12 protein-coding genes are annotated in these 13,474 nt (G+C 63.6%); 4 read left to right on the top strand and 8 right to left on the bottom strand.

Features of this window, described 5'->3' with window-relative positions; genetic code table 11:
• The first annotated feature begins 1,679 nt into the window (after positions 1–1,679).
• Complete coding sequence (locus NLM15_RS26020; protein ID WP_254120281.1) at positions 1,680–1,829, top strand: hypothetical protein; 150 nt, start codon at positions 1,680–1,682, stop codon at positions 1,827–1,829.
• 186 nt (positions 1,830–2,015) lie between these two features.
• Here the strand turns inward: NLM15_RS26020 and NLM15_RS26015 are convergent, their stop codons facing one another.
• From NLM15_RS26015 to NLM15_RS26005, 3 genes are all read right to left on the bottom strand, one after another.
• Positions 2,016–2,477 (bottom strand): DoxX family protein, encoded by a 462-nt coding sequence (locus NLM15_RS26015; RefSeq protein WP_254120280.1) that lies wholly within the window; start codon positions 2,475–2,477, stop codon positions 2,016–2,018.
• A gap of 243 nt (positions 2,478–2,720) precedes the next feature.
• A complete protein-coding gene (rpmG, locus tag NLM15_RS26010; protein ID WP_057756569.1) occupies positions 2,721–2,888 on the bottom strand; it encodes a 50S ribosomal protein L33 in 168 nt (55 codons plus the stop codon).
• Positions 2,889–3,095: 207 nt separating this feature from the next.
• Complete coding sequence (locus tag NLM15_RS26005) at positions 3,096–4,421, bottom strand: LLM class flavin-dependent oxidoreductase (RefSeq protein WP_254120279.1); 1,326 nt, start codon at positions 4,419–4,421, stop codon at positions 3,096–3,098.
• Between the two features lie 226 nt (positions 4,422–4,647).
• Here NLM15_RS26005 and NLM15_RS26000 point away from each other — a divergent pair, with 226 nt between their 5' ends.
• Entirely contained in the window at positions 4,648–5,193 is a 546-nt protein-coding gene (locus NLM15_RS26000; RefSeq protein ID WP_254120278.1) for a hypothetical protein, read from the top strand.
• Here NLM15_RS26000 and NLM15_RS25995 read toward each other — a convergent pair whose 3' ends face one another.
• From NLM15_RS25995 to topA, 4 genes are read right to left on the bottom strand one after another with little or no spacing between them, the layout of a single operon-like run.
• Complete coding sequence (locus tag NLM15_RS25995) at positions 5,194–5,943, bottom strand: NUDIX domain-containing protein (RefSeq protein ID WP_254120277.1); 750 nt, start codon at positions 5,941–5,943, stop codon at positions 5,194–5,196. It lies immediately after the preceding gene.
• Positions 5,944–5,974: 31 nt separating this feature from the next.
• Positions 5,975–6,415, bottom strand: a complete 441-nt coding sequence (locus NLM15_RS25990; protein ID WP_254120276.1) for a DUF983 domain-containing protein — start codon at positions 6,413–6,415, stop codon at positions 5,975–5,977.
• Positions 6,409–8,766 carry a ribonuclease R gene (gene rnr / locus NLM15_RS25985; RefSeq protein ID WP_254120275.1) on the bottom strand — a complete coding sequence of 786 codons (2,358 nt, stop codon included), beginning with the start codon at positions 8,764–8,766 and terminating at the stop codon, positions 6,409–6,411. Before rnr ends, NLM15_RS25990 begins: the two co-directional genes overlap by 7 nt.
• 19 nt (positions 8,767–8,785) lie before the next feature.
• Entirely contained in the window at positions 8,786–11,533 is a 2,748-nt protein-coding gene (gene topA, locus NLM15_RS25980; protein ID WP_254120274.1) for a type I DNA topoisomerase, read from the bottom strand.
• 226 nt (positions 11,534–11,759) lie between these two features.
• Here topA and NLM15_RS25975 point away from each other — a divergent pair, with 226 nt between their 5' ends.
• Positions 11,760–11,999, top strand: a complete 240-nt coding sequence (locus NLM15_RS25975) for a hypothetical protein (protein ID WP_254120273.1) — start codon at positions 11,760–11,762, stop codon at positions 11,997–11,999.
• Positions 12,000–12,262: 263 nt separating this feature from the next.
• Positions 12,263–12,754, top strand: a complete 492-nt coding sequence (locus NLM15_RS25970; RefSeq protein ID WP_254120272.1) for a hypothetical protein — start codon at positions 12,263–12,265, stop codon at positions 12,752–12,754.
• 216 nt (positions 12,755–12,970) lie between these two features.
• Here NLM15_RS25970 and NLM15_RS25965 read toward each other — a convergent pair whose 3' ends face one another.
• Positions 12,971–13,438, bottom strand: a complete 468-nt coding sequence (locus NLM15_RS25965; RefSeq protein ID WP_254120271.1) for a helix-turn-helix domain-containing protein — start codon at positions 13,436–13,438, stop codon at positions 12,971–12,973.
• Positions 13,439–13,474 lie beyond the last annotated feature (36 nt).

Genomic DNA, 13,474 nt, shown 5'->3' with positions numbered 1-13,474 from the left:
AGTGGGCCTTGTTTCGATTCTCGGCCAGGAACACCTTCGTCTCGACGCAATTTTCGTAGGACGAATGGGTGATGGTGTCTCGGCACGTTGGCGAGAAAGGTCCATAGTCCAACTGGCCGCCCGACTCGCTACATCCAATCCAGGGCTCGTTGCCGTGTCGGAAGCTTGATGCACAGCCGCCGTTGCAGCTACTGGCGCGTGCCTCCAGGCTGGCAATCCTCGCCATTGGTGAGCCCGGCGCGTACGTAGGCGTGCGCGCGGATGACGTTCCAGCTGTTGACGCAGTCCGACGCGGCGCCGTTGTGCTTGCTCCCCGCTCCGACACGTGCGGCTTTGCCGCCTGTTTCGGCGCGTCGACCGTGATGGGGGGAAGCGTGGCGGCGGAGCCGGTTGGGATTTGCGATGCTGCCGGGGCGCACAGCAAGACAGTCGACAAGGCAGCGATGGTTGAAGGCACGACAAGGCTTGATGACAATCTCATGACCATGTCCTTCCTAATCCGGGACGGAAATGCCGTGCCGGTCAGTACACGGTAACATACATTTGGAGGTGAGCAATCGAGGGTTGAAGAGACGCCTGTCGATCAACGCGCCATCGACATCGCGGCGTGGAGCGTGCTGGCCACCCCTTGGGCACGAGGCAAAATAGAAACGGGGCCGTGAGGCCCCGTCAAAAGTTCAGTCTATCCCACGATCTTACTTGATCTCGGCTTCGCAAGCATGGGCCGACATCGGGGACCAAGTTCAACTGAGACTGAGAGCCAGCGGGCGGTACGACTAGCGACGTCCTGATCGCTTGAGGTCTGCGACCTTGAACCTGTTGCCGGCCTGCAGGCTGCTGCAAAGCCAGTGGGCTCTGTTTCGATTGTCGCCCAGGAACACCCTCGTCTCGACGCAATTCACGAAGGACGTATGGGTGATGGTGTCTCGGCACGTTGGCGACATCGGTCCATAGTTCAGGCCGCCGCCCGACTCGCTACATCCAACCCAGGGCTCGTTGCCTTGTCGGAAGCTTGATGCGCAGCCACCGTTACAGCTGCTGGCGCGCGCCTCCAGGCTAGCAAGCCTCCCCATGTTGGAATCCGGCGCATACGAAGGCTTGGGCTCGGTTGACGTTCGAACGGTTGACGCAGTCCGACGCGGCGCCGTTGTGTTTGCTCCCCGCTCCGACACCTGCGGCCTCGCCACCTGCTTCGGTGCATCGACCGTGACGGGGGGGAGCGTGGCGGCGGAGCCCGCATTGATTTGCGACACTGCCGGGCCAGACAGCAAGGCAGTTGACAAGAGGGCGACGGCTGAGGGCACGACAAGGCTTGACGACAATCTCATGGCAAGTCCTCCCAAATCCAGGACGGAAATGCCGTCCGGATAAGTGCACGGTAACATACATTTGGGATTGGGCAACCGAGGGTTGAGGGAATGTCTGCCTAATGACTCGCCACCGACATGGCGGCGAAGTGAACGCTGAGCGCTTGCCCAAAGCCGTTGCGATGTTTGTTTCCTATCCTCTAGCGGACATCAACGCGGCTGAGCCTTTGTGATCTGCAGCACACCCCACGCGAGAACTGCCAGCGGCTCTTCCGAGTGTTTCAGCATCCCGCCACTTTTAGGAGGACTTGTCGTGCTGGCTCTGTTCGGCAACACTACTCGGATTTCAATGTAGTATTTCAGGAGGGCATGATGCCCGAGGCATTGGAAAGCCTGTTGTGGTGTGCCGCGCTCGCGACGTGGCTGATGCTATTCTTCGGATTCATATCTGAACGCTTGAAGTCGCTCCCAAAATTCGTCAGCCGGCTGCTCGAGGGAGCTTTCAGGCTCAAGGCGAAGTGACGTAGTCACGCCCCGGGATACGCGGCTTGGCAGCTGCCAGGCTCGCAGACCTGCGCGCGCGTTGATGGCGTCGAGACGGACGGTTGAACTCTCTCGCAGATCTGCGAGAGGGCCGACGATGCTTGCACCGTGAGTTAGAGGTGTCATCGCTCGGATATCAGGGGGCGGGAGGCCAAAACAAAGCTGCTATCCCGCCAGCTTCCGATCGAGCGAGAACCGGCCACCGCCGGTGACCAGGATCAGCAGCGCGCCTCCCATGATCGAGATGTTCTTCAAGAAATGATTGTATTGCCCAATCTGCTGCGAACCGACGGGGTATTCCCAGTAGCGATGCGCGATCGCAGTCGCCATCAACACAAACAGGAAAATCAAGACTGCGCAGTAGCGCGTACCAAAGCCGAGTATCAGACCAGCCGACATGATTACTTCCAGTGCCACGGTCGTCGCCGTGAACAGTTCAGGCGCTGGAACGTTCAGCGACCTGAAATAGCTCACCGAGCCACTGAAGTTGGTGATGGCTCCGTACGCGCTTCCGACGAAGACCCAGGCCAGCAGAATGCGGCCGACCAGAATGAGCAGGTTGGCGCTCCCGGCGGCGAACGCGTCGACCCCGGATGTGAGCGAACGAGAGCGGAATAGCATGGCCATTGCCCCATAGTGGTTGTCTACGGGCGGCACTTGGATGCCGATGATGGTACCACTATCGACGAACCGGATGAAGAGTGCTCGCCGGGCCGTGCAATGCGCCGCAAACGCCCGGCTCAGCTTTCGTGCCCCGGGGCGCAGCCCAGCAGCGCAAGGGCGCCGCAGTGCGTCCGGGACACGAGAGGCGGCACAAATAAGAACGGGGCCCGAAAGGGCCCCGCAAAACTCTTCAACGCTGCGCCGATCTTACTTGATCTTGGCTTCCTTGAATTCGACGTGCTTGCGCGCGACCGGATCGTACTTCTTCTTGACCAGCTTGTCGGTCATGGTGCGCGAATTCTTCTTGGCGACGTAGTAGAAGCCGGTGTCAGCCGAGGACACGAGCTTGACCTTGATGGTGACCGCTTTGGCCATGTTCAGAACCTCAGGAATGAAGGGAATCTGGAGCCGGCCAAACGGCCCGCGTTGGCCGGCAACCTAGCCAGAAACCGCCTGATGTCAAGGTTTCGGAGCGTTTTCGAGCGAACTGGGCACCGGTTCGCGTGAAGAAAACGCGTCAAAAACAACAGGCTAGAGCCCCGAATGGGGCTCCGGTCCCGGAAACCACTCAAATCGGGCCCATCAGGCCTCGAAGAACCGGTTTTTCGGCCGCGGCAGGCCCAGATTCTCCCTCAAAGTGGCCCCTTCATACTCTTTGCGGAAAATCCCGCGCTTCTGGAGCTCCGGGACGACCTTGTCGACGAAATCGTCGAGGCCGGCGGGCAGGAACGGGAACATGATGTTGAAGCCGTCGGAGCCGCGCCCGACCAGCCATTCCTCCATCTGGTCGGCGATGGTTTTTGCGGTGCCGACGAAGGACAGCCCGCCATAGCCGCCGACGCGCTGGGCGAGCTGGCGCACGGTGAGCTTGTCGCGCCTGGCGAGGTCGACCATGCGCTGCCGGCCGCTCTTGCTGGCGTTGGTCTCCGGTATCTCCGGCAGTTGCCCGTCCGGATCGAAGCCGGAGGCATCGGTGCCGAGGATGACCGAGAGCGAGGCGATGGCGCTGTCATAGTGCACGCGGCTGTCGAGCAGGGCGCGCTTCTCCCTGGCTTCATCGACGCTGTCGCCGACCACGACGAAGGCCCCGGGGAGGATCTTGAGGTGCTCGGGATCGCGGCCGATCGTCTCCATGCGGCCCTTGATGTCGGCGTAGAGTTTCTGTCCGTCCGCGAGGCTGCCGCCGCCGGTGAACACGGCTTCCGCGGTCTCGGCCGCGAGCTGCCTGCCGTCCTCGGAGGCGCCGGCCTGCACGATCACCGGCCAGCCCTGCACGGGGCGGGCGATGTTGAGGGGCCCGCGCACTTTCAGATATTTGCCGTTGTGGTCGAGCGTGTGCATCTTCGCGGGATCGACGAACAGGCCGCTCTCGACATCGCGCACGAAGGCGTCGTCGGCAAAGGAGTCCCAGAGGCCGGTGACCACATCGTAGAACTCGCGGGCGCGCTTGTAGCGCTCGGCATGCTCCATGTGGTCGTCGAGGCCGAAATTCAGCGCCGCATCCGGGTTCGAGGTGGTGACGATGTTCCAGCCCGCGCGTCCCCCGCTGAGATGGTCGAGCGAGGCGAAGCGGCGGGCGACGTGATAGGGCTCGTCGAACGTGGTCGAGCCCGTCGCGATCAGGCCGATCCGCTCGGTGACCGCGGAGAGCGCCGACAACAGCGTGAACGGCTCGAACGAGGTCACGGTGTGGCTGCGCTTGAGCGCGTTGATCGGCATGTTCAGGACGGCGAGGTGATCGGCCATGAAGAAGGCGTCGAATTTGCCGGCCTCGAGCTTCCGGATCAGCGTCTTGATGTGCCCGAAATTGAAATTGGCGTCGGGCCAGGCCCCGGGATAGCGCCAGGCGCCCGTGTGGATGCTGATCGGGCGCATGAACGCGCCAAGCTTGAGTTGCCGTTGTGCCATCGCGCCCGCTTCCATGTTGGGTGTCGTTCGGAAAGACATAGGCACGCCCGGGAACTCCGCCATTGGGGCAGGCGGGAAGAATTTTTTGTTTTTCGCGACGCCTCCAGCACAATCGCGTCATTCCCTGCCGCTGCGCAGCAGAGAGCCCGGAATGACGGAGGAGGGAGCCATCGAACCGATCCGCCGATCGCGTCGACAAAGCCATGACCCCTAAGGAGAGCTTCCGATGGCAGGCGCAATGACCGTGGATGGCAGCACCGTCCGCATCGACCGTCCCATGCCCTGGGTCGGCCGGCTGCTGTCGCTGCCGTTGCTGGCGGCGAGCTTCTATCTGGTGTGGAATGTCGCGCTCGGCCTGCGCCAGGATTTTTCCGGCTTCGGAAGGCTCGCCGATGACCTCGTGCCGGTGCTGGTGTTCACCGGGCTTGGGCTACTCGTCGGCATCCCCGGAATCATCCTGCTCAGCTACCGCTATTTCGTCGTGCTCAACGAGACGCTGCGCCAGATCGTGATCACCAGGCAGTTCGGGCCGCTGAACATCCGCAGTCAGCGTGATCTCGCCGACTATCACTTCATCAGCATCACGGATGATTACGATACGGATCTGACGACCTACGACGTCAATCTCTGCGGCAACAGGGGCACCGAGCCGATCACGCTTCAGAGCTTCACCAGGCGCGAGGAGGCGGACCAGCTCGCCAGCGAGATCGGCCGCGTCCTGAAGCTGCCGGCGCGCGATTATGTCGGCACCGAGCCGGACGCGGACGATTAGTTAGGCCAAAATATCCTTCTGCATCTTGCCGCCGTAGAAATGGAAGAACGGCACTGGCGCGTCGTGGCGGAGCGGGCCGGTGGCAAGGCGGGTGTCGAGCTCGTTGAGCACGTTGCGCGTCATCGGATGCAGATCGGCGAGCGGCTTCGAGCCGAGCTCGACCCAGACCAGCTCGACCAGCTCGGCATCGGCATGGATCACGCCCTCGACGCGGTGGGTGATCGCGGAGGCGTCCGCCGTGAAGAAGCGCGTGTCGAACCGCTTGACGCGGCCGGGCGGGGTGATCGCGCGCGCAATCAGGAACAGGCTGGAGGGGTCGGGCAGCAGGCCCGCATCCGCAAACGGCTTCCAGGCGCCCTCGAGCTTCGCCTTGCCTTCGCTCTTGCGGCCGAGACAGAGACCGGTCTCCTCGCAGGCTTCGCGGATCGCGGCAATCGCGAGCGATTTTGCGCGCGAGGCCGGGGTCTTCGGACTGCCCTTGGCGAGATTGGCTTCGAGCTCGGCCGTGATCGGTGCCGCGCACGGCACGCGATAATCGTCCTTGTCGACGCGGCCGCCGGGGAAGACGAACTTTCCGGGCATGAACACCACCTTGTCGTGGCGCTTGCCGACCAGGACCTTTGGAATGCTGCCGCTGCGATCGACCAGGATCAGCGTCGCCGCATCCCTCGGGCGGAAATAGGGATGGTGGTCGGCTTCCTTGCCCTCGTGGATCTTGGCCTTTTCGGCTGCCTGCGAAGTATCCGTCATGTCCTCACCCAAACCGCTTTTTGATTATTGCTTAGACCGGCGGAATACCATCCGGAGGGTTGTCGTCAAAGCCGTGCATGCGCAGGGCCCATTGCAACCCGACCACGGCTCCCTTCACCGGCTGCAGCAGCCCGAGCGAGGCGACGAAGGTGAAGGGCAGATAGGCCGCGAAGCTGAGCCAGACAGGCGTCGTGTAATTAGTCTCGATCCACAAGATGGTCGGCACGACGATGTGGCCGACGATGACGATCACGAGATAGGCCGGCAGATCGTCGGCGCGGTGCGGCGTGAAGTCGAGGCCGCATCTGGAACAATTGTCCGCCGTCTTCAGGAAGGCGCGGAATAGCTTGCCCTCGCCGCAGCGCGGGCAGCGGCTGCGAAAGCCGCGCTTCATGGCAGCCCAGACGTCGCGCTTCTCGACCAGACCAGTCTCGCGCGTCCAGATTTTCGGGGCCGTGCTCGTCGTCACCATGCCTTGCCCTTCTGACCCCCGCCTTTCCCCTTGTTCTTTCCCTTGCTCTTCTTCGCCTTGCCGGATTTTGGCTTCGGCGGCTTGCGTTTTCTGTCCGGACTGCGGCCGGGATGCGCCTTGAACGAGGGGCGGCGTTGCGGACCGGATTGCCGGCGGTCGCGCGGCGCGGTCTCACTGTCCGACGACAGCAACTCGAACCGTAGCGCGCCCGCGATGGGGGCCGCTTCGATCAGACGGACGTCAACGACGTCGCCGAGCTGATACATGGTGCGGCTGCGCGTGCCGACGAGGGCATGGCGACCCTCGTCATAGTTGAAATATTCCGTGCCGAGGGATCGGATCGGGATCAGGCCGTCGGCGCCGGTCTCGCTCAGCTTGACGAACAGGCCGGCGCGCGTGACGCCGGAGACGCGGCCCTGAAAGCTCGCGCCGATGCGATCGGCGAGGTGATGGGCGATCAGGCGGTCGACGGTCTCGCGCTCGGCCTTCATCGCGCGCCGCTCGGTCACCGAGATGTGGGCTGCGACCTCGCCCAGGCTCTCCGGCGTCTCGCTGTCGGGCAGGGCGCCTTCGCCGAGCCCGAGCGCGCGGACCAGCGCGCGGTGCACGACGAGGTCGGCATAGCGGCGGATCGGCGAGGTGAAATGCGCGTAGCGGCGCAGGTTCAGGCCGAAATGACCGTAATTCTCGGAGGAATATTCTGCCTGTGCCTGCGCCCGCAGCACCACCTCGCTCACCAGCGGGAAGTGGTCGTGGCCTTCGAGCTGCGCCAGCACGCGGTTGAACAGAGCAGGGCGCAGCGCGCCGCCTTTCGCGAACGGGACGTCCAGCGTCTCCAGAAACTCCGCGAGTGCGTGGACCTTCTCCAGCGTCGGCTCGTCGTGCACGCGATAGATCAGCGGCAGCGACTTCTTCTCCAGCATCTCCGCTGCCGCGACGTTGGCGAGGATCATGAACTCCTCGATCAGCTTATGCGCATCGAGGCGCTCGGGCACCACGACGCGGTCGACCGTGCCGTCGCTCTTCAGGAGGATCTTGCGCTCGGGCAGGTCGAGATTGAGCGGATCGCGCTCGTCGCGCGCACGCTTGGCGCAGGCATAGGCGGCATAGAGCGGCCTCAGGATCGGATCGAGCAGCGGGCCGGTGGTGTCGTCGGGCCGGCCGTCGATCGCGGCCTGCGCCTGCGCGTAGCTCAGCTTGGCGGCCGAGCGCATCAGGATGCGGTGGAACGTATGCGAGCGCTTGCGGCCGTCGGGGCCGAGCACCATGCGCACCGCGAGCGCGCCGCGCGGCTCGCCGGGGACCAGCGAGCAGAGATTGTTCGAGATCCGCTCGGGCAGCATCGGCACGACGCGGTCGGGGAAATAGACCGAGTTGCCGCGGTCGAGCGCGCTACGGTCGAGCGCGGTGCCCGGCCGGACGTAGAAGCTCACATCCGCAATGGCGACGTTGACGATGAAGCCGCCCTTGTTGTTCGGGTCGTCGTCTGCTTGCGCATGCACCGCATCGTCGTGATCCTTGGCATCCGGCGGATCGATGGTGACAAGCGGGACGTCGCGCCAATCCTCGCGCCCCTTCAGGTTCGCGGGCTCTGCGGCTTCCGCCTCGCGCTCGGCGGCGGGCGGGAATTGCAGCGGGATGTCGTGGGCGTAGATCGCGATCAGGCTGATCGCCTTCTCCGACTTGACCGAGCCGAGCTTCTCCTTCACGCGGCCGGAGGCGAGGCCAAAGCTGCGCGTGCGGACGATGTCGACACTGACGAGGTCGCCGTCCTGCGCGCCCGACGTATCGGCTGCTGCGATGTTGAGCTCGCGGTCGGCGGCCTTCTTGTCGACGGGGACGAGCCGTCCGCCGCCTTCGGGCAGGCTGCGGAACACGCCGAGGATGCGGCTCCTGGTCTTGTCGAAGACCTTGATGACGTGACCGCGATAGGCCGGGCCTTCGGTCTCGTTGGTCGGCTCGACGCGCAGCAGCACGCGGTCGCGGACGCCGGCGACAGTACCCGGCTTTGGCCGGCGCGGCATCTGGATGCGGATCTTGGGGGGCTCGCCGCCTTCGACCTCGTCCCATTCGGTGGGGGAGGCGATCAATTCGCCGTCCTGGTCGCGGCCGGTGATGTCGGCGACCAGCGTTGACGGCAGAGCGTCCGGCTCTGAAACCTTGTGGCGCTTTTTCTTGATGGTCCCGTCGTCGGCGAGCTCGCGCAACATGCGCTTGAGCTCGATGCGATCGGCGTTCTTCAGGCCGAACTCGCGCGCAATTTCGCGAGTTCCCACCTTTCCTGGATTTGCCTTGATGAAGGCGACGATGGCTGCCCGGTCGGGAAAGCCACGGTCATTCTTGCGTTTCACTTAACCTCTAATTCTTTCTCTAAGTCTTGCCGGCACTCTTCTTGGCCGGAGCCTTGCTGGCGGCTGCCTTGGTCGGCGACGTCTTTGCCGACGACGACACGGCGGCGCGCGCCTTGCTGGTTGATTCAGTTTTCGATTTGGCCGCGGCTTTCTTCGCGGCCGGTTTCTTCTTGGGCGCTGCGTCCTCGCCGTCCGCAGCCTTCTCCGTAGCCTTCTTGGCCTTGGCTGGCTTGGCCGCCTTCTTTGCCTTGGCCTTTCCGCCGCCCTTGGCCGCGCGCTCGTCGATCAGCGCGATCGCCTGCGGCAGCGTGACGGTGTCCTTTTCGAACTCGGCGGGGATGGTCGCGTTGACGCCGCCTGCGGTGACATAGGCGCCGTAGCGGCCGCTCTTCACGGTGACGGTGCCGAGCGTCGGGTGGTCGCCGATCGCCTTGCCGGGATCGGCGCCGAAGCGGCGGCTCGGGCCCTTGGCGACCTTTTCCGCGATCAGCGTCACTGCGCGGTTGAGGCCGATGTCGAACACCTCGTCGCCGGCCTCCAGGCTGGCGTAGGTCTTCTCGTGCTTCACGAACGGCCCGAAGCGGCCGAGGCCCGCCGTGATCGGCTGGCCGGTCTCCGGATGCTTTCCAATTTCGCGCGGCAGCGACAGCAGCTTCAGCGCAAGCTCGAGCTCGACATCTCCAGGAGAAGTGCCCTTCGGAATGCCCGCGCGCTTCGGCTTCTCGCCTTCCTCATAATCCTTCTGCTCGCCGAGCTGGATATAGGGCCCGAACCGGCCCGCCTTGACCCAGACGTCGCGACCCGTATCCGGGTCCTGGCCGAGCGAACGGTCGGCGGTGGTCTCGCTGTCGGCGGCGAGCTGACGGGTGTAGCGGCACTCCGGATAGTTCGAGCAGCCGACGAAGGCGCCGAACTTGCCGGCCTTGAGATTCAGCCGGCCGTTGCCGCAGCTCGGGCACTGCCTGATATCGCCGCCATCGGCGCGGGGCGGGTAGATGTGCTGCCCCAGCATGTCGTCGAGCACGTCGAGCACCTGCGCGACACGCAGATCCTTGATGTCGTCGACGGCGCCGATGAAGCCTGTCCAGAAATCCTTCAGCACCTGCTGCCAGGAGATCTCGTTGTTGGAGATGCGGTCGAGCTGCTCTTCGAGAGAGGCCGTGAAATCGTACTCGACGTAGCGGGCAAAGAAGCTTTCGAGGAAGGCGACCACAACGCGGCCCTTGTCCTCGCCGTGCAGGCGCTTCTTCTCCAGCTTGACGTAGCCGCGGTCCTTGAGGACCTGGAGGATCGAGGCATAGGTCGAGGGCCGGCCGATGCCGAGCTCTTCCATGCGCTTGACTAGCGAGGCCTCCGAGAAGCGCGGCGGCGGCTCGGTGAAGTGCTGGGTGACGGCGAGCGACTGCCGCTTCAGGGCGTCGTTCGGGCTCATCGCGGGGAGGCGGCGGGAGTCCTCGTCCTCCTCGTCGTCGCGGCCTTCCTGGTAGAGCGCCAGGAAGCCGTCGAACTTGACGACCTGGCCCGTCGCGCGCAGCTCCAGCGTGCGGGAGCCTGCCTTCGCCGTGATGTCGACGGTGGTGCGCTCGAGTTCGGCCGATTCCATCTGGCTGGCGATGGTGCGCTTCCAGATCAGCTCATAGAGCCGCGCCTGGTCGGCATCGAGCTTCCGGCTCATGCTGTCGGGGCGGCGCGACATGTCGGTCGGACGGATCGCTTCGTGCGCTTCCTGCGCATTCTTGGCCTTGGCCTGGTACTGGCGCGGCGCGTCCGGCACGTAGGCGTTGCCGTAATCCTCGCCGATCACCTTGCGGGCCTGGGTGATCGCCTCGGGCGCGATCTGCACGCCGTCGGTACGCATATAAGTAATGAGTCCGGTGGTCTCGCCGCCGATGTCGATGCCTTCATAAAGGCGCTGGGCGATGCGCATGGTGTGCGCCGGCGCAAAGCCGTATTTGCGGCTGGCTTCCTGCTGCAGCGTCGAGGTGGTGAAGGGCGCCTGCGGATTGCGCCGGGCCGGCTTGGCATCGACCGAGGTCACGGCGTAGGCGGCTGCTTCCAACGCCTTCTTGAAGTCTTCGGCTTCCGCGCCGCTGCCGACGTCGAGGCGCTGGATCTTCTTGCCGTCGGCACCGACGAGGCGCGCCTCGAAGGCATCGCCGCGCGGCGTCAGCAGGGTCGCGATCAGCGACCAGTATTCGCGCGGCACGAACTTTTCGATCTCGAGCTCGCGGTCGCAGACGAGGCGCAGCGCCACCGACTGCACGCGGCCGGCCGAGCGGGCGCCCGGCAGCTTGCGCCACAGCACGGGGGAGAGGGTGAAGCCGACGAGGTAATCGAGGGCACGGCGCGCCATATAGGCGTCGACCAGAGCGCCGTCGATCTCGCGCGGATGCTTCATCGCATCCGTGACCGCCTGCTTGGTGATGGCGTTGAACACCACGCGCTCGATCTTCTGGTCCTTCAGCGCGCGCTTCTCTTTCATCACCTCCAGCACGTGCCAGGAGATGGCCTCGCCCTCGCGATCAGGGTCGGTCGCCAGAATCAGTCGGTCGGCGCCCTTCAGGGATTTTGCGATATCGTTGAGCCGGCCGGCCGCCTTGGGGTCGACCTCCCAGATCATCTTGAAATTAGCGTCGGGATCGACGGAACCGTTCTTCGCCGGGAGGTCGCGGACATGGCCGAACGAGGCCAGAACCTCGTAGGACGAGCCCAGATACTTGTTGATCGTCTTGGCTTTCGCCGGCGACTCCACAATGACGATATTCATGTAGTTCCAGTAACTTACGGGGAAATCTTAGGCCGAATTCGACAAGATTCGGGTCGGCCGTTTCGACCCGAACATGGGTGGTGAGGCCCTCGCTGTCAAATCGAAGGGTGTTGAAAGCGCCCTGAATGGGAAAAGTTTCATATCGAGAAAGTTGCAAAATACCACCTTGGAGTTGCGATCAATGTCGGCGTAGAGTCGCCCGGGGCATGGATTCGGGTGGGGTCTGGTGACTAAGCCAGGAAGGAAACGGGCGCGCGCCGCATCAGGCGCGCCGGGAGGCTCGCGCCACGAGGAACCGGGAGAGGGCGGCGTCGATGAGGCGGTCGCCTTCATCGCCGAGCAGGTCGGGGCATTGCGCAAGCTCGCCGAGCGCCACAAGCTCGACGTGCTGCATTATCTCTTAGGGATGACCAAGCTGGAAGCCGACGAGCATCTGCGGCTGCGGAGCAAGCGCAAGCTGTCGTGAGGGGGCGGGAGAGAGTTGGCGGGATACGTCCCCAATGTCGTCCTGGCGAAAGCCAGGACCCCTATCGCGTGATCTCTCCGTGGCGCACGATAGATGTCCCGGCAATGAATCTTCGCCAAACCGCTCTCTGGCGGCAATGAGTCCCGGCGTTCGCCAGGACGACCTACGACGAGACAGCGTGCCCCTTATGGGCGTGCCGAGTCCCGGTAGTTTGAATTTGAGGCTTCACCCTGAGCAGTAAGATACCTCCGGAGTAAAACTGCGTGCCAATATTTGTACATATCGCCGACGAGCGTATGGCTAATTCGATCCGGCGCAGTGGGGTCAATCTCTCACGCTCCAAAATAGCAGAAACGGATATTCGAAAGTTCGGCATCTTCGCTATGCCAGTTACCAGCGACTTCATTGTTACCCACCAATGGCTAAGGGAAATGAAGCGTCGGGGATTTCGTTCTGCTGTCGGTGTCTATTTTCGAATTCCTGATAGCGAACTTGTTTGGTGCGGCCGCTACACCGACAGCAAGAAGATGGTTTGCGCAGCGGTCGCTGCAGATTGGCTTTTACGCGAGCGGGTGATGGGGTTTGAAACTGTCATTCCGCGGTCGATTGGATCTGCTGAAATTGTGGCTATTCGTGCACTCCCTCAGACCGTCGGTTGGCGCTTCTACCCGGAAGCGAAGGGGCAACGTCCCTTTTGCGGCTGCAAGTACTGCGTCGGAGGTCAGATCAAAAGTCGAAGGTTGAGAAGGCAGTGAGCCTCGAAGCATGAACGGCCGAGATGCAGCCGGGCTGTCGCCCCTTGAGGGCCGCTGAAGAAGCGGCCACTTCAGGGGGAGGCGGCCGGTGCGCGCTGCTCTAACGCCGTCATTGCGAGCGCAGCGAAGCAATCCAGAATCTTTCCGCAGTGGCAGTCTGGATTGCTTCGTCGCAAGGGCTCCTCGCAATGACGGCGGGGTGGCAGTGTGCCGCTATCACGCCGACCGCCGCCGCGGCGCCGGTCGCGGCTTCATCATGGTGTCCGCAGGGCTGAGCAAGCGCCCATCCTCGGCGCGCATTTCGAGCTTCTTCACCGGGCGGCCTTTCTCGCGATCGACCAGGATGGTCGCGATCTCCTCGGGGTGATCGTCGAACTCCTCGCTCCATTGGCGCAGCGCCACCAGGATCGGGAAGGTGCCGCGGCCTTTCGGCGTCAGCACATATTCAGAATAGGCGCTGCCGTCGGAGGCGGGGGCTGTCGTCAGGATGCCATGGTCGACGAGCGATCGCAGCCGCACAGATAAAATGTTCTTGGCCATGCCGAGCTTGCTCTGGAATTCGCCGAAGCGGCGCACGCCGAACAGCGCTTCGCGGATGATCAGCAGCGACCACCAGTCGCCGATCGCTTCCAGTGACCTCGCGACCGGGCAGGCATCGCCCTCAAAGCTCGTTCGTTTCACCATCGTGATGGTCTCGTCTTGCCGTGCGTTTTGACATCA

Origin of the sequence: Bradyrhizobium sp. CCGB20, assembly GCF_024199855.1 — a bacterium.
Lineage (GTDB): Bacteria > Pseudomonadota > Alphaproteobacteria > Rhizobiales > Xanthobacteraceae > Bradyrhizobium.
The sequence above is the reverse complement of the archived record's forward strand: the minus strand, read 5'-3'. Positions and strand labels throughout refer to the sequence as shown.

What these genes read in the sequence shown, in the direction of transcription:
- NLM15_RS26020 (WP_254120281.1), top strand. Translation starts at nt 1,680, where the DNA reads ATGCCCGAGGCATTGGAAAGCCTGTTGTGGTGTGCCGCGCTCGCGACG.
- NLM15_RS26015 (WP_254120280.1), bottom strand. Translation starts at nt 2,477, where the DNA reads ATGGCCATGCTATTCCGCTCTCGTTCGCTCACATCCGGGGTCGACGCG.
- rpmG (WP_057756569.1), bottom strand. Translation starts at nt 2,888, where the DNA reads ATGGCCAAAGCGGTCACCATCAAGGTCAAGCTCGTGTCCTCGGCTGAC.
- NLM15_RS26005 (WP_254120279.1), bottom strand. Translation starts at nt 4,421, where the DNA reads ATGGCACAACGGCAACTCAAGCTTGGCGCGTTCATGCGCCCGATCAGC.
- NLM15_RS26000 (WP_254120278.1), top strand. Translation starts at nt 4,648, where the DNA reads ATGGCAGGCGCAATGACCGTGGATGGCAGCACCGTCCGCATCGACCGT.
- NLM15_RS25995 (WP_254120277.1), bottom strand. Translation starts at nt 5,943, where the DNA reads ATGACGGATACTTCGCAGGCAGCCGAAAAGGCCAAGATCCACGAGGGC.
- NLM15_RS25990 (WP_254120276.1), bottom strand. Translation starts at nt 6,415, where the DNA reads ATGGTGACGACGAGCACGGCCCCGAAAATCTGGACGCGCGAGACTGGT.
- topA (WP_254120274.1), bottom strand. Translation starts at nt 11,533, where the DNA reads ATGAATATCGTCATTGTGGAGTCGCCGGCGAAAGCCAAGACGATCAAC.
- NLM15_RS25965 (WP_254120271.1), bottom strand. Translation starts at nt 13,438, where the DNA reads ATGGTGAAACGAACGAGCTTTGAGGGCGATGCCTGCCCGGTCGCGAGG.